Origin of the sequence: Pseudomonas sp. SWRI81, from assembly GCF_014268545.1 — a bacterium.
Classification (GTDB): Bacteria; Pseudomonadota; Gammaproteobacteria; order Pseudomonadales; family Pseudomonadaceae; genus Aquipseudomonas; species Aquipseudomonas hamedanensis.
On the sequence record NZ_JABWQS010000022.1, the window covers coordinates 47,119 to 64,206 of the forward strand.

General features: G+C 60.8%; 14 protein-coding genes and 1 pseudogene. 9 read left to right on the forward strand and 6 right to left on the reverse strand.

Features of this window, described 5'->3' with window-relative positions; all coding sequences use genetic code 11:
* Positions 1–242: 242 nt before the first annotated feature.
* The gene (gene sbcB, locus HU765_RS15425) at positions 243–1,673 is read left to right on the forward strand and encodes an exodeoxyribonuclease I (protein WP_186621537.1); all 1,431 of its coding nucleotides are present in this window, start codon (positions 243–245) and stop codon (positions 1,671–1,673) included.
* Between the two features lie 96 nt (positions 1,674–1,769).
* Here sbcB and mvaT read toward each other — a convergent pair whose 3' ends face one another.
* Positions 1,770–2,147, reverse strand: coding sequence for a histone-like nucleoid-structuring protein MvaT (gene mvaT / locus HU765_RS15430; RefSeq protein WP_186550510.1), 378 nt, complete (start codon positions 2,145–2,147; stop codon positions 1,770–1,772).
* Positions 2,148–2,483: 336 nt separating this feature from the next.
* Here mvaT and purU point away from each other — a divergent pair, with 336 nt between their 5' ends.
* Together purU and HU765_RS15440 are read left to right on the forward strand one after the other, a co-directional pair.
* On the forward strand, positions 2,484–3,332 hold the full coding sequence (purU, locus tag HU765_RS15435; RefSeq protein ID WP_186550512.1) for a formyltetrahydrofolate deformylase: 849 nt from the start codon (positions 2,484–2,486) through the stop codon (positions 3,330–3,332).
* An 82-nt stretch (positions 3,333–3,414) separates the two neighbouring features.
* Positions 3,415–3,591: a hypothetical protein gene (locus tag HU765_RS15440; RefSeq protein ID WP_186550514.1), complete on the forward strand. Its 177-nt coding sequence runs from the start codon at positions 3,415–3,417 to the stop codon at positions 3,589–3,591.
* Here HU765_RS15440 and HU765_RS15445 read toward each other — a convergent pair.
* The 4 genes from HU765_RS15445 to HU765_RS15460 all read right to left on the reverse strand — a co-directional run bounded on the left by HU765_RS15445 (position 3,575) and on the right by HU765_RS15460 (position 8,571).
* Complete coding sequence (locus HU765_RS15445) at positions 3,575–4,573, reverse strand: lysylphosphatidylglycerol synthase transmembrane domain-containing protein (RefSeq protein WP_186550516.1); 999 nt, start codon at positions 4,571–4,573, stop codon at positions 3,575–3,577. The two genes, HU765_RS15440 and HU765_RS15445, sit on opposite strands and share 17 nt — an antisense overlap.
* The gene (locus tag HU765_RS15450; RefSeq protein WP_186621538.1) at positions 4,570–5,349 is read right to left on the reverse strand and encodes a DUF2334 domain-containing protein; all 780 of its coding nucleotides are present in this window, start codon (positions 5,347–5,349) and stop codon (positions 4,570–4,572) included. The genes HU765_RS15445 and HU765_RS15450 overlap by 4 nt, the downstream gene beginning before the upstream one ends.
* A complete protein-coding gene (locus HU765_RS15455) occupies positions 5,342–6,433 on the reverse strand; it encodes a glycosyltransferase family 1 protein (protein ID WP_186621581.1) in 1,092 nt (363 codons plus the stop codon). The genes HU765_RS15450 and HU765_RS15455 overlap by 8 nt, the downstream gene beginning before the upstream one ends.
* A gap of 248 nt (positions 6,434–6,681) precedes the next feature.
* Complete coding sequence (locus HU765_RS15460) at positions 6,682–8,571, reverse strand: methyl-accepting chemotaxis protein (RefSeq protein WP_186621539.1); 1,890 nt, start codon at positions 8,569–8,571, stop codon at positions 6,682–6,684.
* Positions 8,572–8,757: 186 nt separating this feature from the next.
* On the opposite strand from HU765_RS15460, the gene HU765_RS15465 reads away from it, so the two are divergent.
* Together HU765_RS15465 and HU765_RS26840 are read left to right on the forward strand one after the other, a co-directional pair.
* Entirely contained in the window at positions 8,758–10,236 is a 1,479-nt protein-coding gene (locus tag HU765_RS15465) for a helicase HerA-like domain-containing protein (protein WP_186550522.1), read from the forward strand.
* Positions 10,233–10,352, forward strand: a pseudogene (locus HU765_RS26840) (metal ABC transporter ATP-binding protein); the annotation flags it as partial. The gene HU765_RS15465 and the pseudogene HU765_RS26840, both read left to right, overlap by 4 nt.
* A gap of 25 nt (positions 10,353–10,377) precedes the next feature.
* Here HU765_RS26840 and HU765_RS15470 read toward each other — a convergent pair.
* A complete protein-coding gene (locus HU765_RS15470; RefSeq protein ID WP_186550524.1) occupies positions 10,378–10,833 on the reverse strand; it encodes a DciA family protein in 456 nt (151 codons plus the stop codon).
* Between the two features lie 307 nt (positions 10,834–11,140).
* Between HU765_RS15470 and secA the strand changes: the two genes are divergently transcribed.
* The 4 genes from secA (at position 11,141) to HU765_RS15490 (ending at position 17,020) form a co-directional block, all read left to right on the forward strand.
* Complete coding sequence (secA, locus tag HU765_RS15475) at positions 11,141–13,882, forward strand: preprotein translocase subunit SecA (RefSeq protein ID WP_186621540.1); 2,742 nt, start codon at positions 11,141–11,143, stop codon at positions 13,880–13,882.
* A 120-nt stretch (positions 13,883–14,002) separates the two neighbouring features.
* A complete protein-coding gene (gene argJ / locus HU765_RS15480; protein WP_186621541.1) occupies positions 14,003–15,220 on the forward strand; it encodes a bifunctional glutamate N-acetyltransferase/amino-acid acetyltransferase ArgJ in 1,218 nt (405 codons plus the stop codon).
* A 223-nt stretch (positions 15,221–15,443) separates the two neighbouring features.
* The gene (locus HU765_RS15485) at positions 15,444–16,076 is read left to right on the forward strand and encodes a glutathione S-transferase family protein (RefSeq protein WP_186621543.1); all 633 of its coding nucleotides are present in this window, start codon (positions 15,444–15,446) and stop codon (positions 16,074–16,076) included.
* Positions 16,073–17,020 (forward strand): Nudix family hydrolase, encoded by a 948-nt coding sequence (locus HU765_RS15490; RefSeq protein ID WP_186621545.1) that lies wholly within the window; start codon positions 16,073–16,075, stop codon positions 17,018–17,020. Before HU765_RS15485 ends, HU765_RS15490 begins: the two co-directional genes overlap by 4 nt.
* The last annotated feature ends 68 nt before the right edge of the window (positions 17,021–17,088 follow it).

A 17,088-nucleotide genomic window follows, 5' to 3' on the forward strand; every position in this document is an offset into this window, starting at 1 on the left:
ATTGCACAGGATGTAACGCCGTCAGTTAGACGTCCTTTGTGGGAGCGAGCCTGCTCGCGAATGCGGTGGGTCAGTAAGCCCATTTGCAACTGACAGAAAGCTTTCGCGAGCAGGCTCGCTCCCACAAGGGAAATGTATTTACCTGTAGGAATCTGGAGAAATTGCTGTTCGAGGTCTGCAAGACTGGCCCTTGCATCCCTGTAAAGCCTAGACTTCGCCGATCTCAAGTTCAGGATCCGCCCGTGACTTCCATCTTCTGGTACGACTACGAAACCACTGGCATCAATCCTCGTAATGATCGTCCGTTGCAAGTGGCTGGCATTCGCACCGACCACGCGCTCAACGAAATCGACGCGCCGGTCAATCTCTATTGCCAGCCCAGCGAGGACATCCTGCCGCACCCGGCCGCGTGCGCGATTACCGGCATCACCCCTGGCCAGCTCGCCGAGCACGGTTTGAGCGAAGCCGATTTCATGACTCGCGTGCATGCGCAACTCTCAGCGCCGGGCACCTGTGGCGCGGGTTACAACACCTTGCGTTTCGACGACGAGATGACCCGCTACAGCCTCTATCGAAATTTCTTCGACCCCTACGCCCGCGAGTGGCAGGGCGGCAACAGTCGCTGGGACCTGATCGATGTCGTGCGCGCGGCCTATGCATTGCGCCCCGATGGACTGGTCTGGCCAACAGATGACGAAGGCCGCGTGACGCTCAAACTCGAACGTCTGACCGCCGCCAATCATATCGACCACGGGCATGCCCACGAGGCGTTGTCGGACGTGCGCGCAACGATCGCGCTGGCACGGCTGATCCGCGAGAAACAACCGCGACTGTATGACTGGCTGTTCCAGTTGCGCAGCAAGCAAAAGGTCATGGACCAGATTCGCCTGTTGCAACCGATGGTGCATATTTCCGGGCGCTTCTCGGCCGCCCGCAGCTACGTCGGCGTGGTGCTGCCGCTCGCCTGGCACCCGAAGAACCGCAATGCGCTGATCGTCTGCGACCTGCACCTGGACCCGCAGGGTCTGCTGGACGAAGATGCGCAAACCTTGCGTCAACGCTTGTATACCCGTCGCGAGGCATTGGCCGAGGGCGAATTGCCGGTGCCGCTCAAGCTGATTCACATCAACCGCTGTCCGGTCGTCGCTCCGTTGTCGGTGTTGCGCGCGCAAGACCAGCAACGCCTGGGGCTGGACATGGCGCTTTATCAGGAACGGGCGGTGCGGCTAACTGACGCACAACAAGTCTGGAAGGATAAAGTTGCAGCCATTTATGCCAGTGAAGATTTCACCCCGAGCGAAGACCCTGAGCAACAGTTGTACGACGGATTTATCGGTGATCGCGACCGGCGTCTATGTGAGCAAGTGCGAATGGCGGATCCGGCGCAATTAGCGCAAGAGCAGTGGCCTTTCGATGATGAACGTTTGCCCGAATTACTCTTTCGATATCGAGCGCGTAACTTTGCGCAGACGTTGAGTTCGGCAGAGCAAGAACGTTGGGAAATATTCTGTCGGCAACGTTTGTCGGACCCGCAAGCGGGCGCGCCAAATACCTTGAAAGCATTTATCGAGGCCGCCGAGCAATGGGCGCTTAGTGCGACACCGATGCAGAGAGAGGTGCTCAATGAATGGCAGAATTATGTCCAGGCATTACGCAAACGTTTGAATCTTTGAAATCGAACAGAGGTCCGGGCGATCGCCAGGCATAAAAAACGCCAGCGAATGCTGGCGTTCCTTTTAGCGCAGACGGGGCTGCGCAGGCGTTGCGGCTTAGCCCAGCAGGGTAGCCCAGCCTTCAACCACATCACCGCCCCACTTGGCTTTCCACTCTTTCAGAGTCTTGTGGTTGCCACCTTTGGTTTCGATGACTTCGCCGTTGTGCGGGTTTTTGTATTGTTTAACTTTGCGCGCGCGCTTGGTGCCGGTAGTTTTTACTGCGCCGCCACGAACGTTTTTGGTTTTTGCTTCCGGGTCCAGCAGCGCGATGATGTCACGCAGAGACTTGGAGTATTCGCCCATCAGGGTGCGCAGTTTGCCTTCGAATTCCAGCTCGGCTTGCAGTTTGTCGTCTTGCGACAGGTTCTTCAAACGGGCTTGCAGCTCTTTGATGGCTTCTTCGGTGGCACGGTATTCGTTGATCAAGGACATGATTACTACCTTTTGTAGAATGCTGAACGGCAGGGATACAGTGCCGCAATAATAGTCAGGCTGTTTCATCAAGTAAACATTTGTCCGAAGGTTTTATTTAATTTAGTTACGAGAATTAGCGCTGAATTGATTATTCAGTTAAATAATGTGATCCAGTCATCAGCCTATTCACAGTTATGCGATCAGTCGCTGCCTCATGCGCCATTGGCTTGACGATGAAGGGCGTCAAAAAGTCGCTTAGCCCCAGCGCTGCTCATCCCGCGGTCATCGATACTGCAGTTTTCCTGCGCAGTCGCTAGAATGGCGGCCTTTGCGAAGTTCTGGAGTTCCCCCCTCATGCGCACTTTTCGGCTGGTGATATCTTGCCCGGACCGCGTTGGCATCGTTGCCAAAGTCAGTAATTTTCTGGCAGCCCACAATGGCTGGATCACCGAAGCGAGCCACCACTCGGATAATCAGGTCGGCTGGTTTTTCATGCGTCACGAAATTCGTGCCGATTCGTTGCCGTTCGGTATCGAAGTCTTGCGCGAGAAGTTCGCGCCGATCGCTGAAGAGTTCTCGATGGACTGGCGCATCACCGACACCGAGCAGAAAAAGCGTGTGGTGTTGATGGCCAGCCGCGAATCGCACTGCCTGGCCGACCTGTTGCACCGCTGGCACAGCGATGAACTGGACTGCGAGATCTCCTGCGTGATCTCCAACCATGACGACCTGCGCAGCATGGTCGAATGGCATGGCATCCCTTATTACCACGTGCCGGTCAATCCGCAGGACAAGCAGCCGGCTTTCGCCGAAGTGTCGCGTCTGGTCAAACAGCACGACGCCGAAGTGGTGGTACTGGCGCGCTACATGCAGATCCTGCCGCCAGAACTGTGCCGTGAATACGCGCACAAGGTTATTAACATCCACCACAGCTTCCTGCCTTCGTTCGTCGGCGCCAAGCCTTATCACCAGGCGTCCCTGCGCGGCGTGAAACTGATTGGCGCGACCTGCCACTACGTCACCGAAGAGCTGGACGCCGGCCCGATCATCGAGCAGGACGTGGTCCGGGTCAGCCACAGCGACAGCATTGAAGACATGGTGCGTTTCGGCCGTGACGTCGAGAAGATGGTGCTGGCCCGCGGCCTGCGTTATCACCTCGAAGACCGCGTGCTGGTGCACGGCAACAAGACCGTGGTGTTCTGATCGGACACGATGTGCTTGAAATAAGAAGGGCCTGGGCGTTGAATCGCTCAGGCCCTTTGTTATTTCTGCGCGAGAAAAACCCATGAGCGATCCACGCGACAAAGCCACGTCGAAAGCACCCGCCACCCTCGGCGAAGGTTGCCTCAGTCGCTACGATCCGGACGACATGAGCCCCGAGGACGGCACCGAGTTTCCCGGCGCCGCCGAGTTGTGGGAGCAGCTTCAGCAAGAGCCGGACGAACCTAAGAAGCCTGCCTGACTTTCAGCAACTTCTTCAGCAGCGGCTTGCCCAGCATCAACACGAACACAGGCCCACCGACCAGCAGATAGAAGTAATAGGTCACCACCCGCCAGATCAGGATGGCCGCCGCTGCGGTGGATTTACCCACCATCGGCGCGAGCAGCGCAGCCGATGTCAATTCCGCCGCGCCCGCGCCGCCCGGCAACAGGCTGAACTGGCCCGCGCCCAGCGAAAGCATCTGCACCAGAAAGCTCCAGGCCCATTGCAACTCCGCGCCCAGCCCGCGCAAAGCGAGATACAGCACGCTGTAACGCAGCAGCCAGTGCACACAGGTCAGGGCGAAGACCTTGACCAGTGTCTGCCAGGGCAACTTCAACGTATCGGTGAACGCTGCGAGAAAGTGCAGCAGCTTGCGTGCCCAGCGGCGTCGGGTGCGGGCCGCAACATTCATTTGCGCCAATGCGCGTCCGCTCAGGCGAATCAATGCGCGGTGGTAGCGTGCAATCAATACGCAACTGAACAATCCGCCGAACAGCGAAACGGCGCTGACCATCAGCAGCCACTCCAGGCGATCGCTCAGGTGCTGGAACAACGCATAAATCAAGATCCCACTGAGGGCGCAAAGGAAGAACAGCAAGTCGCTGAGCTGATCCATCGCGAACACCGCGCTGCCCCGTGCCGGACGTACGCCGCAACGGGCCAGCAGGGCCATGATCGTCAACGGCCCGCCGCTGCCGCCGGGTGTGGCGCAGTAGGCAAACTCGGCGGCCATGACCACGCCGAGACTCTTGAGCGGCGGTACTCGCTCACGCTGATCGCCGAGCAACAGGCGCAAGCGCAAGGTGTTGATCCCCCAGCACAGCAGGATCATGCCAAACATGATCAACAGCCAGCTCAGTGGAAACCGTTGCAGGCGCGCCCAGGTTTCGCCGCCGCCGAGCACCACCGGAATCAGCACGGCCGCCAGCAGGCCGAGCAGCAATAACAGGCTGCGCTTCATGCGGCACGTTCCGATCGATTGCGCTGTTGTTGCACGAGCCAGTCGATTTTGGTCATCGGCACGCGTCCCTCCACCAGCAGGCGTTGCAGCGTGCGTAGCCAATAGTCGCGGGAAAAACGGTGACGCATATCGACCGGATGCAGGCCCAGGCGAATCACCGGTGCCTGACGCCAGCGCTGTTCACGCTGGTCGCTGACGATTTTCGACACGCCGCGCCGCCAGGCACTGCGCGCGCTCCAGACCAGGCCCGGCGCGGTGATCGCGGTGAAGTCCGGCAAACGGTAGAGGTGGCGGGGATCGCTGGTATAGCGCAGCGGCGTCTCGCGCAGGGCCCGGCGGGTGCCGTCGCTCATCAGCCAGGCCGGGGCGACGAAACCGTGCAGCGGCCAGTCGTAGCGCTGAAATAGCTCAATGCCGGCTTGCAGGCGGGTGCGGGCGGCCTCTTGTGACAAACGGTAAAACTCGCCTTCGTGGGTATAGACCCGGCGCATGAACCAGTCGCGCGGGGTGATCGGCGCGGGCTCGCCGTCGTCATGGTAGTAGCCGTGCAAGGCCAGTTCGTCACCACGGGCGACGCGCGCGTCGAGCAATCGCCGAAACTGCGGGTGTCCGGCGAGGGCATCGCGACGATGGAAGTCCGGCACCACCAGCCAGGTCATCGGCACGTTACCCAAGGCGTCGACGGCCTCGACGAAAGGCCGGTAATCGGCCCAGGTCGAGGGGGCGACATCGTGCAAAACCAGCAGCACCGCGGGGCGGGTCGTCGATTCAAGCATTGGCCACCCGCGGCAGTGTATGGCCGAGCACGGCGTGATAATGGCTGAGCAGGCTGTCGACCACGGTGTCCCAGGCGTAATGCCGTTCGACATGCCGGCGCGCTTGTTTGCCGAGTGTTGCACTGCCGCGACTGAACAGCTCGCGCACGGCATTGGCCATCGATTGCGGGTTGTTCGGCGCACACAGCAGGCCGCAGGCATCGTTGACGATCTCTTCGAACGCCCCGGCCGCCACTGCCACCACGGGAATCCCGCAGGCCATGGCTTCGAGGATGACCAGTCCGAAGGTTTCCTGATCGCCGGCATGCAGCAATGCGTCGGCACTGGCAATCAGTCGCGCGACCTGGGGCGCCGGGCGGAACTCATCGATCACGCTGACGTTGTCCGGCACCACGGCCGGCATCGACGAGCCGACCAGCAGCAAGTGATAACGCGGACCGAGGCGTTGCATGCACTTGAGCAACACCGGGAGGTTTTTCTCCTTGGAACCGCGCCCGGCAAAAATCAGCAGACGGGTGTCTTCGGCAATGCCCAGTTCGGCGCGCAGGCCCAGGTCGCGGGCATCCGGGTTGAATGTCTGCAGATCGACACCCAGTGGCTGTACATAGACATTGCGCACCCCGAGCCCGGTGAGCTTGTCGGCCATGACCTGGCTGGGCGCGAGGACCCGGTCGAAGTTGCCGTAGAGCCGGGTCACGTAGGCCTCGACATTCGGCGTAACCCAATGCCCCATGCGGTTGCCGACCAGTAGCGGCAGGTCGGAGTGGTAAAAACCGATTACCGGCACGTCCAGCTGACGCCGGGCGTCCAGTGCCGCCCAGGCCGTCAGATAGGGATCGCCGACTTCGATCAGGTCCGGCTGCAAATCCTGCAGCACGTTGCGCCACGGCGCCAGGCGCAGGGGAAAGCGATAGCCTTTGCCGAAAGGCAGCGCGGGGGCGGGAACCGTGTAGATGCCGTCGTGTTCACCCAGGCGCGCGCCGGGGATCAGCAAGCTGTGGCGAATTCCGTTTCGGTCGCCGAGGCGACGGTGTTTGGCGTCCAGATAAGTGCGTACGCCGCCGCTGGCCGGGGCGTAGAACATGGTGATGTCGGCGATATGCACGGTGAGCAACCCTCCGCTGTGTTGTTCTCCCTTGGTTGACCGTTATCCAGAATAGATGTTCGGTCGGGATTGCGCGGTGGGGTGTCAGTCGGATTTTGTGTTGTTTGAAGGGCCGTCTTCGCGAGCAGGCTCGCTCCCACAGGGATCTTTGGTGTTCACACAATTTGTGTTGCAACACAAGACACTGTGGGAGCGAGCCTGCTCGCGAAGAGGCCGGTAGGTGCGCCTCAGATTTTGAAGCTACCGACCAACTGCTTCAACCGCGAAGCCTGCTGCTCCAGATCCGAGCACGCGCGCAACGTCGCCTGCAGGTTCTCCACGCCTTCCTGGTTCAGGGTGTTGATCTCGGTGATATCCACGTTGATCGATTCGACCACCGCCGTCTGCTCCTCGGTCGCGGTGGCCACCGACTGGTTCATCCCGTCGATCTCGCCAATACGCTGGGTCACGCTGTTCAAGCGTTCGCCTGCCAGGTTGGCGATCTCGACGCTGTCCTGGCTGTGACGCTGACTGTCGCTCATGGTACTGACCGATTCACGGGCGCCGACCTGCAGCTCCTCGATCATCGTCTGCACCTGCTGCGCCGACTCCTGGGTGCGATGCGCCAGGTTGCGCACTTCATCGGCCACCACGGCAAAACCGCGACCGGCCTCACCGGCGCGCGCCGCTTCAATCGCCGCGTTGAGGGCGAGCAGGTTGGTCTGCTGGGAAATGCTGGTGATCACTTCAAGGATCTGGCCGATGTTCACGGTTTTGCTGTTCAGCGATTCGATGTTGCTGCTCGACGCGCTGAGCATGCTCGACAGTTGATTCATCGCCTTGATGCTGCGCTCGACGACTTGCTGGCCGTCTTCGGCCAGACCGCGGGCATCGCTGGCCTGATTCGACGCTTGCGCGGCGTTGCGGGCGATTTCCTGGGCGGCGGCACCGAGCTGATTGATCGCGGCGGCGACGCTGCTGGTACGCGAGGCTTGTTGATCGGAGTTGTACATCGACGAGTTCGACGCCGCGACTACGCGCAGGGCGACTTCGTTGACCTGCCCGGTGGCCGACGATACTTCACGGATCGATCCGTGAATGCGCTCGACAAAGCGGTTGAACGCGGTGCCGAGGATGCCGAATTCGTCCTGATTCTGGATGGTCAGGCGCTTGGTCAGGTCGCCTTCGCCGTCGGCGATGTCTTCCATGGCGCGGGTCATCACGTGCAGCGGCTGGATCAGCAGGCGGATCAGCATGCCGAGCAAGGCAATGATGATCGCCACGGCAATAAGGGTCGCGATCACCGCCGAGGTGCGGAACTCGCTGAGCATCGAGAAGGCCTGGTCTTTATCGATCGACAGGCCGATGTACCAATTCACCGACGGCAGGCCTTTGATTGGCGCGAAGGTGACGATGCGGGTCTTGCCATCGACGCTGACTTCACTGAAGTCGCTGCTGATGCGTGGGGTGTCCTGCGGATAAGCCTCTTTGAGCGACTTCATCACCAGAGCCTTGTCCGGGTGCACGAGGATCTTGCCGTCTGCACTGACCAGAAACACATAACCCATGCCATCGAAATCCCGCGCGGCCAGGGTGTCGACCAGCGATTGCAGGCTCAGGTCGCCGCCCACCACGCCGACGCTCTGGCCGGCTTTTTTCGAGGCAGTGGCAATCGAGATGATCAACTGGCCGGTGGCAGCGTCGATGTAGGGTTCGGTCAGGGTCGAGGTGCTGCTGCTCTCGGCCCCTTTATACCAGGGGCGCACGCGTGGATCGAAACCGTCCGGCATCTTCACGTCCGGGCGGATGGTGAAGTGCCCGGTGGCGTCGCCCAGGTAAGTGGCCATGAACGTCGAGGTCAGGCTTTTCTGCTCCAACAGGCTGGCGACGGTGGCGGGTTCGGGATTGATGGCGATGTTTTGGGCGGCGTTCTCGATCAGCAGAATGCGCCCGCTGAGCCAGGTCTGGATATTGCCGGCAGTGACCTCGCCCATTTCGTTGAGGTAGTTATTGAGGTCATCGCGGATCGCGTTGCGCTGCAACCAGTCGTTGTACAGCGTGAACGATGCGAAAGCGGCGATGACGATGAGAGCGGCGGCAAGCAAAATCTTATGGCTGAAGCGCAGGTTTTTGTTCATGGCTTGGGGTTCCGCTAAGGTCTTAATGTCCTGGGCGTGCTTTTATAAAGGCGCGCAATATGGGCAAAGTTGAAAAACTGATATTTCCGGCTCTCCTTAGGGAAATGTCCGACCCGAATTTCAGACGGGTCTGTCCAATTTATTTATCGGCCATGTGTCATCAAAGATTAACCATTGGGTGAGAAAATGCCTGACTCCTCGCAACTCGTTATCGGCGCTGATCCGGCCGCGCAACCGATCGCTCAGGCCATGCGCCTGGCGAATCGCCACGGACTGGTCGCCGGCGCGACCGGCACCGGTAAAACCGTCACGCTGCAGCGTCTGGCCGAAGCGTTCAGCGACGCCGGTGTCGCGGTGTTCGCCGCTGACATCAAGGGTGATCTGTGCGGCCTCGGTGCCGCTGGCAATCCGCAAGGCAAGGTCGCCGAGCGCATTGCCGGCATGCCATGGCTCAACCACACGCCTCAGGCTTATCCCGTCACGCTGTGGGACATCCACGGTGAGTCCGGTCATCCGTTGCGTACCACGCTGAGCGAAATGGGGCCGTTGCTGATCGGCAGCCTGCTGGAGCTGACCGACAGCCAGCAGTCGGCGCTGTATGCGGCGTTCAAAGTCGCCGATCGCGAAGGGTTGTTGCTGCTCGATCTGAAAGACCTGAAAGCGCTGCTCAATCACCTCAAGGACAACCCGCAATTATTGGGCGAAGACGCGGCGCTGATGACCACCGGCTCCAGTCAGGCGCTGTTGCGTCGTCTGGCGACCCTGGAGCAGCAAGGGGCTGAAGCCCTGTTCGGCGAACCGGCGCTGCAACTTGAAGACATTCTGCAACCGACTGCCGACGGCCGTGGGCGCATTCATTTGCTCGATGCGCGGCGTCTGGTGCACGAGGCGCCGAAGGTCTACGCGACTTTTCTGCTGTGGCTGCTGGCCGAGCTGTTCGAACAGTTGCCGGAGCGCGGCGATGCTGACAAACCGCTGCTGGCGCTGTTTTTCGATGAGGCGCATTTGCTGTTTGGTGACACGCCCAAGGCCTTGCAGGAACGCCTCGAGCAAGTGGTGCGATTGATCCGCTCCAAAGGCGTGGGTGTGTATTTCGTCACCCAGTCTCCGGCGGACTTGCCGGATGATGTATTGGCGCAACTGGGTTTGCGCGTCCAGCATGGCCTGCGCGCTTTCACGGCCAAGGAGCAGAAATCCCTGCGCGCCGTCGCGGAGGGCTTCCGGCCGAATCCGGCGTTCGACAGCCTGTCGGTCTTGACTGAACTGGGTATCGGCGAGGCGCTGGTTGGTACGCTGACCGAGAAGGGCACGCCGGAAATCGTCCAGCGCGTACTGGTCGCGCCGCCGCAATCGCGGATCGGGCCGCTGACCGAAACCGAGCGCACGGTGCTGATCGCCGGGTCGCCGTTCAAGGGCCGGTATGACAAGCCGATCGATCGCGAGTCCGCTTATGAAATTCTGATGGGCCGCAAAGGGCTGGCACCGGAGGCCGAAGCACCTGCCGCTGAGCAAGAGCCGAGTCTGGCTGACAGGGCTGGAGAATTCCTCGGCACCGCGGCAGGGCAGGCGTTGAAATCAGCGATGCGCCAGGCAGCGAATAACCTGGGCAAGCAACTGGTGCGCGGCTTGATGGGCTCCTTGCTCGGCGGCAGCAAACGCCGCTGATCTCAGGACAATCGGAGGTCAAAACTGTGGGAGCGAGCTTGCTCGCGAAGGGGGCGTGTCAGATAACCCATTCGTTGAATGACACAGCGCATTCGCGAGCAAGCTCGCTCCCACAGGGGATGGGGGATGTTTGGCTAGATGTCAGGTCTTGGCCTTGGCATGCGCCGCCAGGCGCTCCAGCGCCGCGCGCAGGCCCGGATCACTGATTCCGTCCGCCGTCGCCTGAATGGTCGCCGCCGCATCCGTCGACAGGTCCATCGTATGCCCGGCGGCACCGTGCTGGACAGTCGGCGGCTGCACCTTGAACAGAATCCGCGTCAGGCTGGCGAACTCGTCGAACATCTGCAGTTGCCGTTGCAGTCGTTTTTGCTGATAGCGCAGGCGAGTGGCCCAATGACCATCGGTGACAATCAGCAGCAGACTGCCTTCGCGCCACGACGCTACGTGGCAATGTTCGCGCGCGGCCGGTTGCAACTGGCTTTCGAGCAGGCGCTGCAAATGCCCCAGTCGTTGGGCATGGCCGAGGATGGCTTTGAGCGGCTTGGCTTCGCGTAACAGAACGGCGGGTGCTCTGGCCGTGAGAGGGCGAAATGCCATGATCGAACACCTGAAGTAACAGAGGCGCCATGGTAGCAGAAAGCAGCGGAACCACTCGCCCATTGCTTTTGTCCCTGCTTTGCTCATTAAATCAATGACTAACTTCTTGCCCGAACGGCTTGAAGTTGAGCAAAACGCCCCTATTTTATGTGAGCCCCGTCAAAGCGCAGTGCCAGCATCGTGGAATATCGCCACTTTCCTCACCACCGTTTCCGGGTAGAATGCTCGTTCGCATGCGGCCATGAGGGCTGCACGGGCGACTCACGGGGCCGCCCTCCATCCCTTTAGTGTGGAAGATCCTGCCGATATGTTTGCGCCTTTGTTAAAGAAACTTTTTGGAAGCAAGAACGAGCGTGAAGTCAAACGCATGCTCAAGACGGTGCAGCTCGTCAATGCCTTCGAAGAGCAAATGGTGGCCCTTTCGGACGATCAATTGCGCGCCAAGACCGCAGAGTTCAAGGCCCGTATTGCCAAAGGGGAAACCCTCGACAAGCTGTTGCCGGAAGCCTTCGCCGTCGCCCGCGAGGCCGGCAAGCGCGTCATGGGCATGCGCCACTTCGACGTGCAACTCGTCGGCGGCATGACCTTGCACGAAGGCAAGATTGCCGAAATGCGCACCGGTGAGGGCAAGACCCTCGTGGCTACCCTGGCTGTTTACCTCAACGCACTGTCCGGCAAGGGCGTGCACGTTGTGACCGTGAACGACTACCTGGCCCGCCGTGACGCCAACTGGATGCGCCCGCTTTATGAGTTCCTCGGCCTGACCGTCGGCGTCGTGACGCCGTTCCAGCCGCCGGAAGAGAAACGCGCCGCCTACGCCGCCGACATCACCTACGGCACCAACAACGAATTCGGTTTCGACTACCTGCGCGACAACATGGCGTTCAGCATGGATGAAAAATTCCAGCGTGAACTCAATTTTGCCGTGATCGACGAAGTCGACTCCATCCTCATCGACGAAGCGCGTACCCCGCTGATCATCTCCGGTCAGGCCGAGGACAGTTCCAAGCTGTACATGGAGATCAACAAACTGATCCCACAGCTGGAACTGCACGTCGAAGAAGTCGAAGGCGAAATCACCAAGGCCGGTCATTACACCGTTGACGAGAAAACCCGTCAGGTCGAGCTCAACGAAGCCGGTCACCAGTTCATCGAAGACATGCTCACCCGCGTCGGCCTGCTGGCCGAAGGCGAGAGCCTGTACTCGGCACACAACCTGGGCCTGTTGACCCACGTCTATGCCGGTCTGCGTGCGCACAAACTGTTCAACCGCAACATCGAATACATCGTGCAGGACGGTCAGGTCGTACTGGTCGACGAACACACCGGTCGTACCATGCCGGGTCGTCGTCTCTCCGAAGGCCTGCATCAGGCCATCGAAGCCAAGGAAGGCCTGAACATCCAGGCCGAGAGCCAGACCCTGGCCTCGACCACCTTCCAGAACTACTTCCGTCTGTACACCAAGCTGTCCGGCATGACCGGTACCGCCGACACCGAAGCGTTCGAATTCCACCAGATCTACGGTCTGGAAGTCATGGTCATCCCGCCGAACAAACCGTTGGCGCGCAAAGACTACAACGACCTGGTGTTCCTCACCGCCGAAGAGAAATACGCGGCGATCGTGGCCGACATCAAGGAAAGCATGGCGGCCGGGCGTCCGGTGCTGGTCGGTACAGCGACCATCGAGACGTCCGAGCACATGTCGGCACTGCTTGTGAAAGAAGGCATCGAACACAAGGTTCTGAACGCCAAGTTCCACGAAAAGGAAGCCGAGATCATCGCCCAGGCCGGTCGTCCGGGCGCACTGACCATCGCGACCAACATGGCCGGTCGTGGTACCGACATCCTGTTGGGCGGCAACTGGGAAGTAGAAGTCGCTTCGCTGGAAAACCCGACGCCTGAGCAGATCGCCCAGATCAAGGCCGACTGGCAGAAGCGTCACCAGCAAGTGCTGGAAGCCGGTGGCTTGCAGGTGATCGCTTCCGAGCGTCACGAATCGCGCCGTATCGACAACCAGCTGCGTGGCCGTGCCGGCCGTCAGGGTGACGCCGGTTCGAGCCGCTTCTACCTGTCGCTGGAAGACAGCCTGATGCGCATCTTCGCCTCCGACCGGGTGAAGAACTTCATGAAAGCCCTGGGCATGCAGCCGGGCGAAGCGATTGAACACCGCATGGTGACCAACGCGATCGAGAAGGCGCAGCGCAAGGTGGAAGGCCGCAACTTCGACATTCGCAAGCAACTGCTCGAGTTCGACGACGTCAACAACGAACAGCGTAAAGTGATCTATCACATGCGTAACACGCTGCTGGCCGCCGACAACATCGGTGAAACCATCGCCGATTTCCGTCAGGACGTGCTCAACGCCACCGTCAGCGCGCACATTCCGCCGCAATCGCTGCCAGAGCAGTGGGACGTGGCCGGTCTGGAAGCGTCGATCGAAAGCGATTTCGGCGTGAAACTGCCGATCCAGCAATGGCTTGACGAAGACGATCACCTGTACGAAGAAACCCTGCGCGAGAAGCTCATGACCGAGCTGATGGCGGCGTACAACGAGAAAGAAGATCAGGCCGGTGCCGAGGCGCTGCGCTCGTTCGAGAAGCAGATCGTCCTGCGCGTGCTGGACGATCTGTGGAAAGACCACCTGTCGACCATGGACCACCTGCGTCACGGCATCCACCTGCGTGGCTACGCGCAGAAGAACCCGAAGCAGGAATACAAGCGCGAGTCGTTCACGCTGTTCTCCGAGCTGCTGGATTCGATCAAGCGCGACTCGATCCGTGTGCTGTCGCACGTACAGGTTCGCCGTGAAGATCCGGAAGCCGAAGAGCAACGCCTGCGTCAGGAAGCCGAAGCACTGGCCGCGCGCATGCAGTTCGAACACGCCGAAGCGCCAGGGCTGGATCAGCCGGACGCACTGGGTGAAGAGGTCGATGTGGCCCTCGCCGCTGCCGCTGCCCCGGTTCGTAACGAGCAGAAGCTGGGCCGCAATGAACTGTGCTTCTGCGGTTCGGGCAAGAAATACAAGCATTGCCACGGGCAGATTCAGTAAACCCGTTTCAATCGCTGAACACCCGCGCCGCGACCGGCTTCTGCCGTCGCGGCGTTTTGCCATTTACACCACCGTCCTTTCCCGTGGCGGTGCTGACATCATTGAGTAAGGAGCGCATTCATGGCTGTTGGTCTTGGTCCTTTGCCAACGTTGCACCCGGTTGCCGGTTTTGAACTCGGTATCGCCTCGGCCGGCATCAAGCGCCCCGGGCGCAAAGATGTCGTCGTGATGCGTTGTGCCGAAGGCTCGACCGTGGCGGGCGTGTTCACGTTGAACGCCTTTTGTGCCGCACCGGTGATTTTGGCGAAAAAGCGCGTGCAGAACGCCGTGCGCTACCTGCTGACCAATACCGGCAACGCCAATGCCGGCACCGGCGAGCCGGGCCTGGCCGCGGCCGAGCGCACTTGCGCGAAACTGGCCGAACTGACCGGCGTCGACGCCAGCCAGATCCTGCCGTACTCCACGGGTGTCATCGGCGAGCCGCTGCCGGTCGAGAAGATCGAAGGCGCGCTGCAAGCGGCGCTGGACGATCTGTCGGAAAACAACTGGGAAGCTGCCGCCACCGGCATCATGACTACCGACACCCTGCCCAAGGGTGCCAGTCGCCAGTTCCAGCATGATGGCGTGACCATCACCGTCACCGGCATCAGCAAAGGCGCGGGCATGATCCGCCCGAACATGGCGACCATGCTCGGCTACATCGCCACTGACGCCAAAGTCTCGCGCGACGTACTGCACAACCTGATGCTCGACGGCGCGAACAAGTCGTTCAACCGCATTACCATTGACGGCGATACCTCGACCAACGATTGCTGCATGTTGATCGCCACCGGCAAAGCCGCGCTGCCGGAAATCACCCGCGCTGAAGGCGAGCTGTTCGGCAAGCTGAAACAAGCAGTGTTCGAAGTGTGCATGGACGTGGCCCAGGCCATCGTGCGTGACGGCGAAGGTGCGACCAAGTTCGTCACCGTGCAAGTGAACGGCGGCGGCAATAATCAGGAATGCCTGGACGTCGGTTACACCGTGGCGCACTCGCCGCTGATCAAGACGGCGCTGTTCGCCTCCGACCCGAACTGGGGTCGCATTCTCGCCGCTGTCGGCCGTGCCGGTGTGCCGGATCTGGACGTGAGCAAGATCGACGTGTTCCTCGGCGAGGTGTGCATCGCCAGCCGTGGCGCCCGCGCCGCGACCTACACTGAAGCCCAGGGCTCGGCGGTGATGCAGCAGGAAGAAATCACCATCCGCATCGAACTGGGGCGCGGCGATTGCAGCGAAACCATCTGGACCACCGACCTGTCGCATGAATACGTGAAGATCAACGCTGAATACCGCACTTGATCTAACCTGGGACCGAGTTGCCTTCTGGCGATGGCGGAGTTTCAGGCAACATCAATGTTGAATGGGCCGGCCTCTTCGCGAGCAAGCCCGCTCCCACATTGATAGGGGCGTTCACAAACTTTGTGTACACCCCTAAAACCTGTGGGAGCGGGCTTGCTCGCGAAAGCGATGGTTAAGACACAGCAAGTTTTGAAGCATTCCTCTGACGAAAAGGCGCCACACCATGTCCCTGCACCTGATCATCGGCGACAAACTCCTTTCCTCCTGGTCCCTGCGCGCGTCTCTGGCGCTGGAGCTGACCGGCGCACCGTACACAGAAGAAGTGATCAAGCTCGGCAAGCCCGACACCCGCGAGCGCCTGCTCGAGCATTCGCCGACCGGCAAGGTGCCGCTGCTGAAAACCACTCGCGGCGTCATTGCCGACTCGCTGGCCATTGCTGAATACCTGGCCGAGCAGTTTCCGTCCGAGTCGCTCTGGCCGAGCGACATCTTCTCGCGCGCGCAAGCACGCTCGGCCTGCGCACAGATGCACAGCGGCTTCTTCGCCCTGCGCAACCATATGCCGTTCCATCTTGGCCATGACGCTGCGCTGAGCCCGATGCCGCCGGAAGTGAAGGGCGACATCGAGCGCATGCTCGCGCTGTGGGCCGAATGCCGTGCGGCGGCGACAGAGCAGGGGCCGTACCTGTTCGGCCGCTTGAGTCTGGCCGATGCCTTCTTCGCGCCGATCGCCGTACGCCTGCGCACCTATCAGGTGAAGCTGCCGGCCATCGACGAAGCTTATGTCGAAACCCTTTACCAGTGGCCCGCGTTCAAGGCATGGCAAAAGGCAGGACTGGAGGAATTGAACCGGTGAAACGTGTCCACGTCGCCGCTGCCGTCATTCGTGACGACAGTGGCAAAATCCTCATTGCCCGCCGTGCCGACACCCAGCACCAGGGTGGACTGTGGGAGTTCCCCGGTGGCAAGGTCGAGGCCGATGAATCGGTTGAATCGGCACTGGCTCGCGAGCTGCACGAAGAGCTGGGGATCGTCGTCAGCGCAGCCCGCCCGCTGATCAAGGTTCGTCACGATTACCCGGACAAACAGGTCTTGCTGGATGTCTGGGATGTCTCGTCGTTCAGCGGCGAACCCCACGGCGCGGAAGGCCAGCCACTCGCGTGGGTCACCGCGCGAGAGCTGGTCAACTATGAGTTTCCGGCGGCCAACCAGCCCATCGTTGCGGCAGCGCGTCTGCCTGCCGACTACCTGATTACTCCCGAGGATCTGGAAACGCCGGCCCTGCTGCGCGGCATCCAGAAGGCGATTGCCGGCGGAATCAAACTGATCCAGCTCCGGGCACCGAACGGCTACGATCCGAAATACCGCGATCTGGCGGTCGATGCGGTGGGTCTGTGTGCCGGCAAGGCGCAGTTGATGATCAAGGGGCCGTTCGAATGGCTCGGCGATTTCCCCTCGGCCGGCTGGCACATCACCGCTGCACAATTGCGTAAATACGCGGCGGCGGGGCGTCCATTGCCGGCCGAGCGCTGGCTGGCGGCGTCCTGCCATAACGCTGAAGAACTGGCGCTGGCCGAGCAAATGGGCGTGGACTTCGTCACCCTGTCGCCGGTTCAGCCGACCCTGACGCACCCGGATGCACAGCCGCTGGGTTGGGAGCAGGCGGGGGCGCTGATCGAAGGATTCAGCAAACCGGTGTTTCTGCTCGGTGGAGTAGGGCCGGCGGAGCGGGAACAGGCCTGGAGCGTTGGGGCTCAGGGTGTGGCGGGGATTCGGGCGTTCTGGCCTGATCCTCTGTAAAAACTGATGGCCCTATCGCGAGCAGGCTCACTCCTACAGTGATCGCGTTCCTTCACTTGGAATACGGT